The organism is Bradyrhizobium manausense (assembly GCF_018129685.1).
Lineage (GTDB): Bacteria > Pseudomonadota > Alphaproteobacteria > Rhizobiales > Xanthobacteraceae > Bradyrhizobium > Bradyrhizobium manausense_D.
This window is the reverse complement of the sequence record NZ_JAFCLG010000004.1, coordinates 350,415-364,872: the sequence shown is the minus strand read 5'-3', so window position 1 is coordinate 364,872 and position 14,458 is coordinate 350,415. Positions and strand designations below refer to the sequence as shown.

Annotated in this window: 16 protein-coding genes; 4 read left to right on the top strand and 12 right to left on the bottom strand. The window is 60.3% G+C overall.

Features of this window, described 5'->3' with window-relative positions; translation table 11 throughout:
* Positions 1-34: 34 nt before the first annotated feature.
* The 7 genes from JQ621_RS14285 to JQ621_RS14250 form a co-directional block, all read right to left on the bottom strand.
* Positions 35-1,303, bottom strand: a complete 1,269-nt coding sequence (locus JQ621_RS14285; protein WP_212235330.1) for a CaiB/BaiF CoA transferase family protein — start codon at positions 1,301-1,303, stop codon at positions 35-37.
* A gap of 161 nt (positions 1,304-1,464) precedes the next feature.
* Positions 1,465-1,992: a phage terminase large subunit gene (locus JQ621_RS35455; RefSeq protein ID WP_249125267.1), complete on the bottom strand. Its 528-nt coding sequence runs from the start codon at positions 1,990-1,992 to the stop codon at positions 1,465-1,467.
* Between the two features lie 27 nt (positions 1,993-2,019).
* Positions 2,020-2,313 (bottom strand): hypothetical protein, encoded by a 294-nt coding sequence (locus JQ621_RS14270; protein ID WP_212235416.1) that lies wholly within the window; start codon positions 2,311-2,313, stop codon positions 2,020-2,022.
* 635 nt (positions 2,314-2,948) lie between these two features.
* Positions 2,949-4,577 (bottom strand): AHH domain-containing protein, encoded by a 1,629-nt coding sequence (locus tag JQ621_RS14265; RefSeq protein ID WP_212235329.1) that lies wholly within the window; start codon positions 4,575-4,577, stop codon positions 2,949-2,951.
* Positions 4,578-4,991: 414 nt separating this feature from the next.
* Complete coding sequence (locus JQ621_RS14260) at positions 4,992-5,654, bottom strand: imm11 family protein (protein ID WP_249125266.1); 663 nt, start codon at positions 5,652-5,654, stop codon at positions 4,992-4,994.
* Between the two features lie 622 nt (positions 5,655-6,276).
* Positions 6,277-6,630 (bottom strand): imm11 family protein, encoded by a 354-nt coding sequence (locus tag JQ621_RS35450; RefSeq protein WP_249125265.1) that lies wholly within the window; start codon positions 6,628-6,630, stop codon positions 6,277-6,279.
* 345 nt (positions 6,631-6,975) lie between these two features.
* A complete protein-coding gene (locus JQ621_RS14250; protein ID WP_212235328.1) occupies positions 6,976-7,755 on the bottom strand; it encodes a DUF4261 domain-containing protein in 780 nt (259 codons plus the stop codon).
* Between the two features lie 476 nt (positions 7,756-8,231).
* On the opposite strand from JQ621_RS14250, the gene JQ621_RS14245 reads away from it, so the two are divergent.
* Entirely contained in the window at positions 8,232-8,501 is a 270-nt protein-coding gene (locus JQ621_RS14245) for a hypothetical protein (protein ID WP_212235327.1), read from the top strand.
* A 132-nt stretch (positions 8,502-8,633) separates the two neighbouring features.
* Here JQ621_RS14245 and JQ621_RS14240 read toward each other — a convergent pair whose 3' ends face one another.
* Positions 8,634-9,608, bottom strand: coding sequence for an ABC transporter substrate-binding protein (locus JQ621_RS14240; protein WP_212235326.1), 975 nt, complete (start codon positions 9,606-9,608; stop codon positions 8,634-8,636).
* A 327-nt stretch (positions 9,609-9,935) separates the two neighbouring features.
* Complete coding sequence (locus tag JQ621_RS14235; RefSeq protein ID WP_212235414.1) at positions 9,936-10,130, bottom strand: DUF3606 domain-containing protein; 195 nt, start codon at positions 10,128-10,130, stop codon at positions 9,936-9,938.
* A 465-nt stretch (positions 10,131-10,595) separates the two neighbouring features.
* On the opposite strand from JQ621_RS14235, the gene JQ621_RS14230 reads away from it, so the two are divergent.
* A complete protein-coding gene (locus tag JQ621_RS14230) occupies positions 10,596-12,128 on the top strand; it encodes an FAD-dependent monooxygenase (RefSeq protein ID WP_212235325.1) in 1,533 nt (510 codons plus the stop codon).
* A 42-nt stretch (positions 12,129-12,170) separates the two neighbouring features.
* On the opposite strand, the gene JQ621_RS14225 is transcribed toward JQ621_RS14230, so the two are convergent.
* A complete protein-coding gene (locus JQ621_RS14225) occupies positions 12,171-12,428 on the bottom strand; it encodes a hypothetical protein (protein WP_212235324.1) in 258 nt (85 codons plus the stop codon).
* 105 nt (positions 12,429-12,533) lie between these two features.
* Positions 12,534-12,782 (bottom strand): hypothetical protein, encoded by a 249-nt coding sequence (locus tag JQ621_RS14220; RefSeq protein ID WP_212235323.1) that lies wholly within the window; start codon positions 12,780-12,782, stop codon positions 12,534-12,536.
* Between the two features lie 309 nt (positions 12,783-13,091).
* On the opposite strand from JQ621_RS14220, the gene JQ621_RS14215 reads away from it, so the two are divergent.
* Positions 13,092-13,607 (top strand): hypothetical protein, encoded by a 516-nt coding sequence (locus JQ621_RS14215; RefSeq protein WP_212235322.1) that lies wholly within the window; start codon positions 13,092-13,094, stop codon positions 13,605-13,607.
* 60 nt (positions 13,608-13,667) lie between these two features.
* Here the strand turns inward: JQ621_RS14215 and JQ621_RS14210 are convergent, their stop codons facing one another.
* Complete coding sequence (locus tag JQ621_RS14210; RefSeq protein WP_212235321.1) at positions 13,668-13,916, bottom strand: hypothetical protein; 249 nt, start codon at positions 13,914-13,916, stop codon at positions 13,668-13,670.
* 181 nt (positions 13,917-14,097) lie between these two features.
* Between JQ621_RS14210 and JQ621_RS14205 the strand changes: the two genes are divergently transcribed.
* Entirely contained in the window at positions 14,098-14,283 is a 186-nt protein-coding gene (locus JQ621_RS14205) for a hypothetical protein (protein WP_212235320.1), read from the top strand.
* Positions 14,284-14,458: the final 175 nt, after the last annotated feature.

Sequence of the window (14,458 nt, the reverse complement as noted above, 5' to 3'; positions counted from 1 at the left end):
GCGGGAACCCTGCCAAATCAAGCTGGCGCCGACCTCAGGCCGAGGTCGCGGTTTTGCGCAGCCCGAACGCCCCTTTTTCGGCCAAGGCCGCAATCCGGCTCTCGTCGTAACCGAGCGTCTCACGCAGGACGCCTTCCGTATGCTCGCCCAGCAGCGGGGCGGCCACCGGATCAATTGCCGCCGTCAGGCTCATGTTGATCGGCGGCTCGATGTTCGGTACCCACTGCGCCGTGCGATGCGGAATCCGGCTCAGGCGCCCGCGCTCCCGTGCTTCGGGTGCGTTGAATCCCTCCTCGACCGTCCGGAGATAGCCGACCGGGATGTTGGCCAATTTCATCTTCGCCATCCAGTTCTCGAGCGTGTCGCTCGCGAACACCTCCGCTATGGCCGCGCGTAGGAGCTCCTTGTTCTCGGACCGCGCCTTACGCGTCGCGAACTGGGGTGCGTTGATGAGATCCGGACGATTCAGCACCTCGACGACCAGCCGTCGATACAGTCGGTCATTCGCGCAAGCCATGTAAAGCGGACCATCGGATGCCTCGTAAACACCTACGGTGGGCGACCCGCTCGGCGAGTTGCCAAAACGCCCGGGATTCTGGCCGCTGATCAAATAGGCCATACCGTAGAAGCCGGTCATCCCCATGGCGACGTCGAATAGGGCGACCTCGACATGCTGGCCGCGGCCGAGTCGATCCCGTGCCAATAGCGCGAGAAGGATCGCATTGCAGGCCGACATCCCCGTCGCCATGTCGACGATCGGCGGACCGGTACGAACCGCGGGGCCGTCGGCAAATCCGTTAAGTGACATGAAGCCACTCTCGGCTTGCGTGATCGGGTCGAAGCCAGGACGCGAGGCGAACGGTCCGGTACGTCCGTAGGCGGAGATCGAGCAGTAGACAAGCCGCGGATTGAGCGGAGCGACGGCCTCGTAGTCCAGGCCAAATTTCTTCATTACGCCGCTGGAAAAATTCTCGACGACCACGTCCGCCCTCCGGATCAGGTCCAGTGCAACTTCGCGCGCCTCCGGAACTGCAAGATCGAGCGCGATACCGATCTTGTTGCGGTTCAGACTGAGATAGGCCGCACTTTCGCCGCCGATTTCGGCGTGCTCATAAGCGCGCGTGTCGTCGCCTCCATCGGGATTTTCGATCTTGATGACGCGCGCACCGAAATCAGCCAGCGTCTGAGTGCAGGCGGGGCCCGCGACGACGCGTGTGAAATCGACGACGATCAGACCATCGAGCGCAGTTGGTGCTCCCGTCGCCCGCGACAGACGTTCCGGCAGTTGGGGCTTGGTGGACATCCCTGGGCTCCATTACATCGGCTTGTGCTCGCCGAATTTCCCGCAAGCCAACTTAAAGCGCGACAGAACCGAATTCGCAAGTGCTTCAGTAGCGACGCTTCAATACGGAAATTGGCCTTGGAGTACGATGCGGTAGCCACCTTCCGCGCCACGGAACCCATTCAACGAAGCGACCTTCGCCAGTAGAGCGTATGCGACCACGCCCAGGGCACCTCGGGCTCAAAGAGCCGATAGCCCGCCTTGATAAAGTTATTCGCCGAGTAACTGTTATTGGTTGTATCCGAGACGATACCAGTCCATCCGGCGCGCCGGCCGCGCGCTTCGGCGGCGCGCATCAGTTTGAGCTGAAGCCCTCTGCCCCAATGCTGTTGTAAAACTTGAAGTCCACGAAAGATAATCAACCCGTCGCCGGGCGTCTCGATCTTGTCGCTATAGAGCTTGAAGCCATGTCCGAGCCCGAGGCTCGCGATCTTGCCTTCGATCAGCCGCTTTGACGACTGCGCCAACGTCCGCTGCGCCTCGCGGATGCAGACCGCGAGCGTGCCGCGCTCGGCCTGGCAGCTCTCGACCAGCAATTCGCCGAAGAAGTGCGATTTGCCCGAGCCGCGTCCACCGTAGACGCCCTTGTAGCGCGCGGGTTTCAGCAGCGACGCGAAGATCTTTGCGGTCGGGATTTTCAGGATGGACATAGCAAGCGCTTCTCTTTGGCGATGGCGCTAGGACTCCTCGCCGCCGGATTTTCCCGGATGCACGATGATGCGTTCGACCCGGTGGATCAGTTCGAGCACCTCGTCGTCACTGTTCTCGAGCGGTTGCGCCTTGCCCCAGCCGCGATCGAGGATCGCGTTGGCGGCCGAGACGCGCGCGGCGGGCGTTGCCTCGTCGCTGCGCATGACGCCGACGAGAACGTTGATCGCCGTCCTGGTGTGGCTGCGCGCGACCGAGCGGATTTCGGTGAGCGTTCGCGCCCTCGCCCGCCGCTTCGGAACGGGCGGGAGAACGTCCGACATATCGATCTTGAATCCAGCACCGTCACTCATGCAAAAGTCTCCCAGATGACAACAGCAAGCAGGCCCGCAAGCGCGAGCGATATGAGATAGACCGTCATCGTTGCTCCCCGGAAAATAACAGTGCGGCAGATCGCGGCACGACGCGCGATCGTTTCGGCGCGAACCTTATCCCCGTCTTGCGGAGACCGCGGCGGCGCAAGCAAAAGGCTCGCGCCGCGGGCCGGCACGTTCGCGCGTGCACGGCCAGTAAAGTGGTTCGGACGGCGGCGCGCTGGTCGGCGCTCCATGAACGCGTTTCAACGAGGGCGAGGCCGCGATGCGCGGGGCGCCGTCCGATTGCGGGATCGAAACGAAAAAGCCCGCAGCGGATGTTTCCGCGCGGGCCCGACAAACTCGTTTCGATGATGCCATTGTGCCGGTGTTTTGCCCGACGTGTCAAACCTTGACTACAATTTGATCGCGGCCACCGCGATCACGACGATGCGATATAGCGGCAACGCGTTGCCATGAAAAAAACCCGCTGCGGATCATTCCGCCCGGGCTCGACCAACTTCTCTCGATGATGCCATTCTGCCAGTGTTTTGCCCGACGTGTCAAACGACATTGAGCCGAGTTGAAAAATCCGCAGCGGACTTTCAATCCTGGCGAAGTAGCGGCTGTATCCAACGAGAGAACCATTCTTCCGCGTCGTTTCGCGGATTGGCTGAAGCTTCCACTCCCCAAATCGGCGGTGGAATAACATAGCCCGGCTCATCTGCGAATGTGCCGACCGGGCTGCTCAGTTGCCGTGGCTGCTTTTCTTCCACTTTCCAATTGCCAAATCGATCGTCGAATTTAGGAAAAGGCAGATACGGCACCGGCGCGCTACCAGACTCAAACACACTGCCGGCGTTCGAAGCGTTCACGCGGGTGAGACGCCGGACCGCTTCGGGCGCGGCGGCTCCGGCGGCAGAAGCAACTGGTGCCGGAGGTTCGCTCGATGGCTGGTACGGTGTGGCAGCAGCCGCAGTTCCTGGCCAGTTGCCAAAACGATCGCCGAAAGTATCGGAGCGCTCCGGCCCCTGATCGAGAGTGTTGCCCATCAGCGGCTGTGCGCTGGATTGAGCTCCGAGTGGCTGACTGCCGGTGCTGTTGACGCTCGATGCACCGCTTGGACCGAACGGATTGTACGGAGGCGCACCTGCAGCAAGAACGCCACCGCTGGAATTATTCCCTGGTGCTGCGTTGGCAGATGAGTTTATCGCTACACTCGTTCCGCCCAAAGCGCCCAATGCCCATACCCACGCCGGCAACGTGGGCAACGCGGGCAGCAGGAACGGTGCGGCGACGCCAACTGCCGCTCCGCCGAGCAACCAGGGAAGCGCTTCCTGCGCGACAGATGACGCGCTCCCAGGATCACGCATCAGTGGATTCTCATAAAATGGAAGCGGCGCCCCTGTCATCGGATCGAATTGGAGGACGAGCGGATCCGGTGGCGTTGCGGACGTCGGCGGCAATTGGTTGATTCGATGCCAATCTGAATCCAATGCTGGAAAACCGCGCAAACCAAAGGTCAGAGAGGGATTGCCCGGTGTGAAGCCTTCCGGCTGTTGCACGTCACCAGGCGGCACAGGATTGAAACCGGGCAGCCTGGTGTTAACAAAAGATGGCACCAAACCTGGAAGCCCCGGAACCGGTCCAACAGCAGTAAACTGTTGGGAGATTGGAGAGCCTTTGAGAAACTGGCTTACTATCTTGATACGATCTTCAAGATTGAGCGTGCTTGTCGGGGAAAGAATGGGCCAGTGGAGAGCGCCGTTCCATTGTCCAGAGCCACCCAACTGGTCGATCGTGTCCTGCATCTGCTGGATCTGGTCTTCGTTATCTTTGGCGTACCTTCTCCAATTCAAGAACCACTCTTTGTTCGCCTTGTTTGCCTGCTCGCGCGTCATCCCCGTCGGAGTGTTAGGAAATAGGCGGCCATTCGCTTGTGCGTATTTGGCAGCGGCCAGAAGCTTGTTCAGATCGGAAACAGCCTCTTCGAATCGCCCTTGACGGAATTCTGGAGAGAGACCGACACGATCCAGATGCTCGGAGAACCCATTGTAGTACGATTCAAGATGTCCTCCGGAGTGCGGGCTCGTTTCAAGATTGTCGGCAATCCGCTGCCTCGCAGGCAGGGCCATAAGATTTCTGATCCCGTTAATGTCGAATCGCTTAGCCAGTTCCCTAATGACGGGGTGCTTTGCAAGAGACAGAGATAAGACATGATGGATCGGAAACATGCGACCGACACTTTCTGGCGCACGCCGGCATCCGAGCTGATTGTGAGCTCAGCCGACAATTTGAACGGAATGACTGATGAGACGGCCAGCGATGGAAGCCGGCTCTAGATTTGCGCGCGGCATGTCGATGCAGCCGCGCCAATCGATATCGCGGATCGCGAGCAAATGCATTTGACGTCGGCGTTGTAAGCCGAAGTCAAGACGGAAACACTTCGTGCGGCCCTACCCAAGATTTGGGCGCGCATCTCTTTATGCCAACTTTCTGGGAAGGGCCTTCCTTCCAGAGAGAGAGAGAGAGAGAGAGAGAGAGAGAGAGAGAGAGAGAGAGAGAGAGAGCAATTTGCGCGCAGATCAACAAACGAACAAAGCTGGCTTTGCGCCTTCAACGTGACGAGGTTCCGTACCAAAGCGCGCTCACCAAACGGAGGCATCTCGGAAGCGTATTCCCCTCATGCCCCTACAGGCATCCTTCATGACTTGATCACAGATAATGTTTCCCCAAAACCGCGGCCTGAAGATATGGGCCGAACCAACAGCCTCTTCTTTGAAGGCAAGGCTGAACGTTGCCGTAATGTCATATCGCCTGTATTCGGTCCCATCGTCGAGGATTTTGCCCTTCGACTTTTCCTCGTCGATGGCATCGAGTATGCGAATGACATCGCAAAGCCAGTAATCCGGCGCAGGCTTCCGACCGAGAGATCGAGTTTCACACCTCAGGAATGCAACGCCCTCTCGATCCACAGTTTCGAGAACCCGCTTCATTCGATCGGACACGAGCCAGAAATCGTCAAAGAGCTCCCAATCTGCGGGGGCCCGACCGAGAGACGGATCGATCAGCAGGCGGGGCGGCTCGGGAAGGGGTGGAAAGCTTCGCCCGCCCGGCGGCGACATCAGAACGCCGCTAGCGCTCAGAACGCCGCTAGCATTCAGCACGGCGATATTTTCTATTTCTACCGCTAGCGCAGTGTGAAATCCGCCCATCCCTACATGGTAGAATTTTGCTGCCTTCGACTTCCCCAAACGCTTTTCGATAGAGGATTCAGCCATGAGTTGTCGCTCTCTGCGGGTATCCAGCATCTCATCTTGCTCATGCTCGATCGTACTGAGCAATGACCGCTGGCTGTGTTCTACTACGACCAGCTGTCAGTGCAGAGAAAGACAGGCATGCCATTGAACTGTTCGGAATTCTTGTAGTGAACGGTCCGTTCCCGCACATCGCCTCCAAACGTGTCGCCGTCTTTGAGTACATTCCGTGCTCGATTAGATAGACAACGAGGCGGCCACCTTTTTCGATCAGCGCTGCAAGCGTCAGCCCGGAGGGCTCGAATTCAATCTCACGCCCGACAAGAGCGGACAGTCCCATCATCACCGCGCCGATGCCCGGCTCAGAGCGGAACGGCAGCACATCGACCTAGAGTGGGAAAGGATGGTCGGGAAACTGCGCATAAGATTGTTTAGAAAAGATGCAGCCAGAGATCGGAACATCGTGCGACCTTGGCATCCCAAACGAAAAAGCCCGCCGCGGATCACTCAGCCCAAGCCAATCAAACTTTCCGACGATGCCATTCTGCCAGTGTTTTGCCCGACGGGTCAAGCTTATTTTTGATAAACCGAAGCAGCTCCAGCACCTGACGGAGGCTTGGTGCGCTGGGGCTGCCATTCCTGAACTTGCTTTTTTCATACTCGCTCTACTGTGCGATCAGTCGCCGGCGGCGTCTCTGAAGCGGATACCCCTTACGCCGGCGGTTTTGCAGGCATCCTTCACCGTCTGATCACAGATGATGTCGCCCCAGAATCGCGGTCTGAAGATATGGGCAGAACCAACAACCTCTTCTTTGAAGACAAAGCTGGGCCTTGCCATGCCGTCGTATTGCCTGAACTCCGTACCATCATACAATATTTCGCCGCGCGTCTTTTCCTCGTCGATCGCATCGAGCATGCGAATGACATCGCAAAGCCAGTAATCCGGCGCGGGCTTCCGACCGACCGACCGAGTTTCGCATCTGAGGAACGCAACGCCGTCTCGATCCACGGTTTCGAGAACGCCCTTCATCGGAGCGGACACGAGCCAGAAGTCGTGAAAAAAGCTCCCAGTCGACGGGTGCGCGACCGAGAGACGGATTGATCAGCAGGCGCGGCGGCTCGGATAGTGCCGGAAAGCTTCGGCCGCCCCGCGGCGACCGCAGAACACGTCCACCGATGTTTTCCATCTGCCATCCTGGCGCAGTTTGAAACCGAAAATCGAGCCCGACGCGGTAGAATTTCCGCGGCTTTGGCTTGCGCAAGCGCTTCTCGATAGAGGATGCAGTCATCGACTTGTTGCTCTCTGCGGGCATCCCGTTTTCTCAGCTTTCTCATGTGCGTCACAATCAGCAATGTCTGTTGCTTGGCAACTATATTACGACGAGCCATCAGTACAGAGAAACACGGGCATGCCATTGAACTGATCAGAATTCTTGTAACGAACAGCGATGCGCTCCTTCGCATCGCCTCCGAATGTGTCGCCATCTCTGAGCACGCGTCCGTGCTCAATGAGATAGACAACAAGGCCGGCCACCTTTTCGATCAACGCCCCGAGCACCAGCTTGGAGGTATCGAACTCAATCTCACGATCGACAAAAGCGGACAATCCCATCGTCACCGCACCGATTCCCTTCCTCGAACGGAAAGGCAGGACATCAACCCACAGCGTGAAAGGATAGTCAGGAAACGGCGCATAGGATTGCATGGACAGATGCAGCCAAAGATCAGCCGGGCGTGCGACCTTGGCATCCCAGACCACAGCGCAGCATTCCGGCGTGGTTGCTATTAGCGCGCCGATAACGGCTGTCATCAGACGAGCCGTCGACAACAATTGCCGGCTTTGTCCGAGTACCGAGACAATCAAATGACCTCGATGCCGCGCTGCAACCGCGCTCGCCTCCGGCCAGGCCGTCGTCGCGCGCGACCATAGGCCGGGATCCTGCGGAATGGGCGTCGGCATCGACATCACTGTAATGAGTTGATTGCCACAGCGCAGGACCGATGCACCCGCAGAACCCTGGCGGCTACCCGTTGCGCCGGCATCCATCTCGGTTGCGAGTTCCGGGTGCCGGGCGCGAAGCGCTGCGGCAAGCGCGACCATGTCCGGCACTGCTGGCCTTTCCAGCAAGACAAAAGCAAGAAACGATCTACTCATCGTCGCCTCGAAGTGGATCGAGCATGACTCATGCCGTTGCCGCTCACCCTTAGGTTGTTTTGGAACATATCAGGAACAAAGTCAATAGAGTCTCGTTCCAAATTCGGCACAAGGTCGATGGGCGGAAAATGAAGTCCTGCTCAAGGAGCCGCTTTACACAGATTGATTGGGCGAGCCTTTACGACCAACACAGTCGAGATCATCCGCGATCTTGACCGGTGACGTCCGCCCCGACTGGCAGGAACGGACGCAACAGTTGTATTTAGAAACAGAAAGCCCGCGGCGGATTGCTCCGCGCGGGCCCGACAAACTCGTTTCGATGATGCCATTATGCAGGTGTTTTGCCCGACGTGTCAAACGGGCATGTTTGCCGACGCCGCTGACGGTCCGACCAACAGCAGAAGTCCGCATTCCCATGGAACGCTGCATCATGGTAATCATTAAGCCGCAGGGTGAACGCCCCGGAGGAGAATGCGATGCGTTGGATCCTGGCCTTGAGCGTTTTGACAAGCCTGTGCGGAGTTGCGAACGCGGCTAATACACAGCATGCGCACAGCCGTCACGCCGTGACTCGTCCTCATCACGGCGACCCGTCAGGTCGAGCCTCGGGTTTTGCCGACGCGTCGCGTCAACACTCCCGGGCCGGCAATCCCTGCGACAGGCCGGAAATCTATTACGGCTCTTGCCAAGGCTATGCGCCTGGCGAAAAGCAGCAATTTATCGACAGCGTGCTCAACCCTTATTAGGGCGTGTTAGGGCGTGTGCTCATCAACCCGACCAGCGCGATCGGATGCGGGGGCAAGTCCGTTTAAGTCTTCAAGACGGGACATGGCTATTCCGCCCGAGCTTGTCCGTTAAGGGCCAGAAGCGCTTCCGCCTTATTCAATGACCTTGTCCGCTCCCGCGACAAGATACGCTGGAATCGCAAGACCCAGTGCATTAGCCGTCTTCAAGTTGATAAAAGTCTCATATCGATCGGGCTGTTCAACTGGCAGATCGGCGGCATTTGCTCCGTGAATTATTTTATCAACGTATACTGCACCCTGCCTTGCTATTGCAAAAAGATCGGGCCCCAGGCTCATCAAGCCGCCCGCGACAACCGCTTCCCGAAACCCGTGACAGCTCGGTAGATGTTTGGCCAACGCGAGTTCGGCGATGGTCTTTGAGTTTTCGGCAGTTAGCAAGCCGGCAATGACAATCAAGCCCCCGACATTGCTTTGCTGTATTTCAGCGAATGCGGCGGGCAGGTCATCCGCGGTCTTAACGTAGATGGTTTTCAATGCGACGTGCATCTCGGAGGCGGCCTGCTCGATGGAATTCATCGCAAACAGTACGTTCGAATCGCCCTGCGCCGCCAAGACCGCGATCCTTTCAAGCGACGGAACAGCCTCCTTGAGCATCTGCAATCGTTTCGCATAGGTATCGATGGCAGCTTCAAACGAAACCCCGGTCATGTTGCCGCCGGGATGCGAGAGGCTTTGAACCAGCCCAATATCAACGGGCGCGCCGACCGACAGAAACACGGTGGGAACGCTTTGGTTAAGGCGCTTTACGACCGTTGCACCGACCGTTCCCCAAATAACCAGAATGTCAATTTCAGGGAGCAGTTTCGTAACGGCAGCTTCAACTGCCTTCGCCTCGGGCGACGCAATCGCGCGACTTACGACAATGTTTTTCCCTGCAACATAACCGAGTGTGTTGAGCTTCTGCGCGAATTCCTCGAACAATTGATTACCCAATCCGCCGGTACCGACGTAACCGAGCCGCCAGCTTTTTGCGGATAGCTGAGCCCGCGCGGCAAGCGGCAATATGGTCAGCCCCCCCGCAAGCGCGATGAACTCCCGGCGCTTCATTATTTACCTCGATGAATCGTTCCCGTTCAAATTAGCATACTAAAATCTTTCTTCGCTGCGACCTGATGCGAAGCGCAGTCAACTTCGGTCACAAGCTGTCATTAAGCCCCACATCTGAAATGTTCGTGGATGCCGGAACAGGCCACGTTCCATTTCGCTTAGATAAAAGCCCGCCCCGGATTGCTCCGGGCGGGCTGAACCGAACTCTTTCGATGATGCCATTCTGCCAGTGTTTTGCCCGACGGGTCAAGCATTTTCTGACGAAAAACCGAAATAGCCTCCGGCCAACCGTGGGGCACGCCAGAGCCGTGATTGCAGCGGCGGCTCCTATAGCCCTTTTCCTCCGAGCTTCCGCTCCACCTTCTTGCGGCTGTTGCCGACCTTCTTGACCGCCTGCTTCACGGCCGAGGCCGAGCGGCCCGTCTTCTTTGCTTCATAACCGACTTCGTATTTCTGCCCACCCGCGACGCGCGCGCGGTCTTGCTTGCGACCGCGAGCGGTCTGCTTCTTTGCTGTAGCCAAACTTGCGGACGGGCTCATTAATGCACTCCGAGTTGAGGCAACAGGCATCGTTCCCTCTTCTCAAGGTCCGGGAATTTGTCACCTTTAAGGTGGGCGTTCGAGACCGGCGGCACAAAAAAGCCCGCAGCGGATGTCTCCGCGCGGGCTGAACTTGTCGATGATGCCATTATGCCAGTGTTTTGCCCGACGGGTCAAGCCGAATTTTGGCTAAACCGAAGCGGCCCCGGCGCGGGACGGGGGGCTTGGTGCGCCAGAGCCGCCATTCAGCCGGCCAATCGGCGGTGGGCCGGCACGACACCAAATCCAGCCCGACACAGAAGGTTCCTAACCCCCGGGAAGGCGCCGCGCGCCGGCGACGAACACCCCTCCTCCCAGCTCGATATGTGGTGCGCAAAGGGCTTGCTTCAAGCGCCTCGCCTCGGTGTACACCCCCGCGCCTCACCGCTACCCGAGAGGGGTCCTCACATGCCTGTCCTTCTTCCGAAGTCACGTCGGCGCGCCGGCAGCTCGTCAGTTCGCCCGGCGGAGGCGGCCGACCATGCCGTCGTGATCGCCGGCGGCGGGCCGACCGGATTGATGCTGGCGGCCGAGTTGGCGCTGGCGAAGGCCGACGTCGCCATCGTCGAGCGCCGCGCCGGCCGGGATCTCACCGGCACGCGCGCCGGCGGCCTGCACGCGCGCAGCATCGAAATCCTCGACCAGCGCGGCGTTGCCGACCGCTTCCTGCGCGAAGGCAACATCACCCAGCTCGCAGGCTTCGCCTGGACGCGGCTCGACATCGGCGATCTGCCGACCCGGCATCCTTACGGGCTGGCGCTGCGACAGAGCCACATCGAACGCATCCTGGCCGATTGGGTCGAGGAGCTAGGCGTGCCGGTCTACCGCAACCGCGCGCTGACAGGCTTCGTGCAGGACGACGGCGGCGTTGAGGTGACGCTCGACAGCGGCGAGATGCTGCGCGCGCAATATCTGGTCGGCTGCGACGGCGGCCGCAGCCTGGTGCGCAAGACCGCCGGCATCGCCTTTGCGGGCACCGGGCCGTCGCTCAGCAACCTCATGGCGGAGGTCGAGATGCGCGAGCCGCCGCAATGGGGCCTGCGTCACGACGCCCTCGGCTTTCACGGACTCAGCAAGACCGAGAACGAACGCGTGCTGGTGTTGATGACGGAAGTCACGCCCGATCGCAGAGGCGAAGCCGGTTTGCGCGATCTCAGCGGGGCGCTCGTTGCCGTCTACGGCACCGATTTCGGCGTGCACAGCCCGTCCTGGATCTCCCGCTTTACCGATGCAGCCCTGCAGGCCGTGTCTTATCGCCACCGACGCGTGCTGCTCGCCGGCGACGCCGCGCACATCCATCACTCCGTCGGCGGCCAGGGCCTCAACACCGGCTTGCAGGATGCCGTCAATCTCGGCTGGAAGCTGGCGCTGGTGGCCAGAGGGCTGGCGCCCGACAGCCTGCTCGACAGCTACCATGCCGAACGCCATCCGGTGGCCGCGCGGGTGCTGCGCAACACCAGGGCGCAGATCGCCCTGCTCCGCCGCGATGACGACGGCCGCAGAGCCGCGCGCGAGGTCGTCGCCGAACTGCTTGCGATGGAGGAGCCGCGCCGGCGCTATGGCGCGATGATGAGCGGGCTCGACATCAGCTACGATCCCGGCGGCGGGCATCCGCTGCACGGACGCCGCATGCCCGATCTGGCATTGTCCGTCGCAGGCCGTCCCGTGCAGCTGTTCACGCTGCTGCACGAGGCGCGCGGCTTGCTGCTCGATTTCGGCGGGCCTGGCAGGCGCGACATCTCGCCGATGGCAGATCCCTGGGCCGATCGCGTCACGCGCATCGATGCCCGCTATGACGGCGCATGGGAGCTTCCGGCGATCGGAGCAGTCGCCGCGCCGACGGCCGTGCTGGTGCGTCCCGACGGGCATGTGGCCTGGGTCGGTGGCGGAAGCGAAGGCGGGCTTTCGGCGGCGCTGACGACCTGGTTCGGCCCGGCTTAAGACGGGCCGCAACAGGAGGAAGGCCGCGCCTCCGGACCTTGTCTACGCCGCGCGCTGCAAGTCCGCCGTTCGCTCGCCCCGCGCTTCCAGCAGGGCGATCGAGGTCCGCAAATTGTCGCGGCGCGCGCGCAGGGCCTGGGCCAGCATCGAATAGGTGGGGCTGTGCGGATCGGCATTGCCGGAACTGCGCTCCTCCTCGGCAATATCGCCGTCGAGCATCTGGATCCGCCAGGCGAGGTCGGAGATCAGAGCGTGGAGCTGCAGGGACGAGGTCGCTTCGAAACGGGACGCTGACTGCATGTGATCGCCTCAATCTGAGACGGCCCGAGGGGCCGGGCCGGGATTAAGGTCTCTTGCAGCAAAAGCGGTGCCAGCCTGCGGAAGGAACTGGAGAGCTAGATCCCCCTACTCTTCCTTCAGCTTGCGCTCGATATACGCCTCCACCGTCTCGGCGAACGAGCGCTGCACGCCGACCGAGGTGACATGCAGCTCGAGCGCGTCCTGCTGAAGCACGCGCAGGCCGCGCCGGCGTGCGCAGACCGGCGCCATCGCCAGATAATCGTCGATGGCGCTGATCGCCAGCGGAATTCCTCTCGGATCGCCCCGCGCGATCAGCAGACGCAGAAAGCTCAGGCTATCGGCCAGACCCGGCATGGGTCGCCTCTCAGTTCTGCTGTGGCCTCTGCTTCGGTTTGGGCTTCCTGACGGGCTGGGTGTGAGTTCCGAACAGGGCCAGCAGCAACGCGACTTCTTCCTTCGAACCGATCTGGATCATGTCTTTCTCCTTTTCGCTTCGTTGGTCGGCGCGAACTGTGACGGCGTTCACACCGATCTGGTTTCAGGATTGTTTCAGGACTGTTTCGTCAGTGCAAAGCCAGCGCCGCGAAGGGTCCCCGCGCAGACGTTGCTGCCCGCCATCCGTCAAAGTAACCTGCCGCCGCGAACGGGGAGAAGGTCGCAGCGATGCGCATGGTCGTTCTTACGGGTGCGTCAGGTTCAGGCAAAACGACGATTGCAGAGACGATCGCGCAGAAATGCCGACAGGTTCGCGTGTTTCGATTTGATAGCATTGGCGTCCCCTCGCCAGAGGAACGTATCGCGGGTTGGGGATCCGGTGAGGGTTGGCAACGCGCGATGACGATCGAGTGGCTGACTCGGATCGCGAGGGAAGGTGATGCTCTTCCGATCCTGTTCGAAGGCCAGATGCGTCTGGCGTTCATCAAGGAAGGGCTTGCAACCGCCGGAATCAGAGAGGCTCTCGTCGTGTTGGTGCATTGCGATGATGCAACCCGAACTCATCGCCTTTGTCACGAGCGCAACCAGCCGGAGTTGGCTAACGCCGAGATGATGAAATGGGCCAGATATCTTCGCGGTGAGGCTGAGGCGGATGGGGTTGAGCTTCTGGACACGTCGAAAATGTCAATCGAAGAGAGCGTCGACTACGTTTGCGAGCGCCTCGGAGCTAGGCGCTCCAGCTGATGGTCGGCTCAGGATCACTTGCGTGACATCGTCGGCGCGCGGCTGCCCTCAACTATTCGGCTACGAGCCGATGATTGCACCGACGAGGCATAGCAGCGAGCCGAACACCGTGCCGACCATCTGCATCCAGTACCGGATCGGCATCGTGTCCCGATAAAATTCCTGCCGCGACCATCGCGACCAGTCCCACCAGTCGTCGCTGACGAACAGGATCTTGCGCTCGACATAGCCATACCAGGCCTTGCGGGCCCAGTAGATGCTGAACCCGAGGGTCGCAAGGCGATAGAGCAGATCGAGAGCGGGGTTCATGACACCATCCGGCCAAACGCGACGACGACCAAGGCGATATCTCTGCGGGTCTTTGTGTCGCCGCCGCCCGCGCAGGTTCAATCGAACGGGTCAAACTTGAATCGAATGCAAGCATGCGGATTCGGCGGAATGAAATCTGTTCGCGCCACGCTGGCATATGTCCGTTCTCCGGAGAGAGCCGATGTACTACGTCGCCGCCACATTGCTTGGACTGTCAGGATTGTTCTATTCGGCCGGCCATCACGAGCTCGGCTCGTTCGGGGCCGATGTGTGCAGCTACGGCAGCGTGTTCTGCGACAACCCGGGCGTCGTCTTCACCGGCGCTGCGCTGTCCGCCGCCTGGGGCATGTTCGTCAGCATCAAGTAGGCCCACGAACGGCGCCTGTCGGCCGCCGGGCATGACCGCGGCCGCCTGATCCGGCGCGAGCGGAGTGACCCTGGCGTCGTGCGATGGTTCAGGACGCTCCCTCCCGTTTTCAACGTGCGTATCGCAAGCGCGTGGTGCACCGCCGCAGGCGCAGGGTCATGCCCCCGTCTTGAAG

What these genes read in the sequence shown, in the direction of transcription:
- JQ621_RS14265 (WP_212235329.1), bottom strand. Translation starts at nt 4,577, where the DNA reads ATGTTTCCGATCCATCATGTCTTATCTCTGTCTCTTGCAAAGCACCCC.
- JQ621_RS14240 (WP_212235326.1), bottom strand. Translation starts at nt 9,608, where the DNA reads ATGAAGCGCCGGGAGTTCATCGCGCTTGCGGGGGGGCTGACCATATTG.
- JQ621_RS14285 (WP_212235330.1), bottom strand. Translation starts at nt 1,303, where the DNA reads ATGTCCACCAAGCCCCAACTGCCGGAACGTCTGTCGCGGGCGACGGGA.
- JQ621_RS14220 (WP_212235323.1), bottom strand. Translation starts at nt 12,782, where the DNA reads ATGCCGGGTCTGGCCGATAGCCTGAGCTTTCTGCGTCTGCTGATCGCG.
- JQ621_RS14205 (WP_212235320.1), top strand. Translation starts at nt 14,098, where the DNA reads ATGTACTACGTCGCCGCCACATTGCTTGGACTGTCAGGATTGTTCTAT.
- JQ621_RS14210 (WP_212235321.1), bottom strand. Translation starts at nt 13,916, where the DNA reads ATGAACCCCGCTCTCGATCTGCTCTATCGCCTTGCGACCCTCGGGTTC.
- JQ621_RS14245 (WP_212235327.1), top strand. Translation starts at nt 8,232, where the DNA reads ATGCGTTGGATCCTGGCCTTGAGCGTTTTGACAAGCCTGTGCGGAGTT.
- JQ621_RS14250 (WP_212235328.1), bottom strand. Translation starts at nt 7,755, where the DNA reads ATGAGTAGATCGTTTCTTGCTTTTGTCTTGCTGGAAAGGCCAGCAGTG.
- JQ621_RS14225 (WP_212235324.1), bottom strand. Translation starts at nt 12,428, where the DNA reads ATGCAGTCAGCGTCCCGTTTCGAAGCGACCTCGTCCCTGCAGCTCCAC.
- JQ621_RS14260 (WP_249125266.1), bottom strand. Translation starts at nt 5,654, where the DNA reads ATGCTGGATACCCGCAGAGAGCGACAACTCATGGCTGAATCCTCTATC.
- JQ621_RS14270 (WP_212235416.1), bottom strand. Translation starts at nt 2,313, where the DNA reads ATGTCGGACGTTCTCCCGCCCGTTCCGAAGCGGCGGGCGAGGGCGCGA.
- JQ621_RS14215 (WP_212235322.1), top strand. Translation starts at nt 13,092, where the DNA reads ATGCGCATGGTCGTTCTTACGGGTGCGTCAGGTTCAGGCAAAACGACG.
- JQ621_RS35455 (WP_249125267.1), bottom strand. Translation starts at nt 1,992, where the DNA reads ATGTCCATCCTGAAAATCCCGACCGCAAAGATCTTCGCGTCGCTGCTG.
- JQ621_RS14230 (WP_212235325.1), top strand. Translation starts at nt 10,596, where the DNA reads ATGCCTGTCCTTCTTCCGAAGTCACGTCGGCGCGCCGGCAGCTCGTCA.
- JQ621_RS35450 (WP_249125265.1), bottom strand. Translation starts at nt 6,630, where the DNA reads ATGAAGGGCGTTCTCGAAACCGTGGATCGAGACGGCGTTGCGTTCCTC.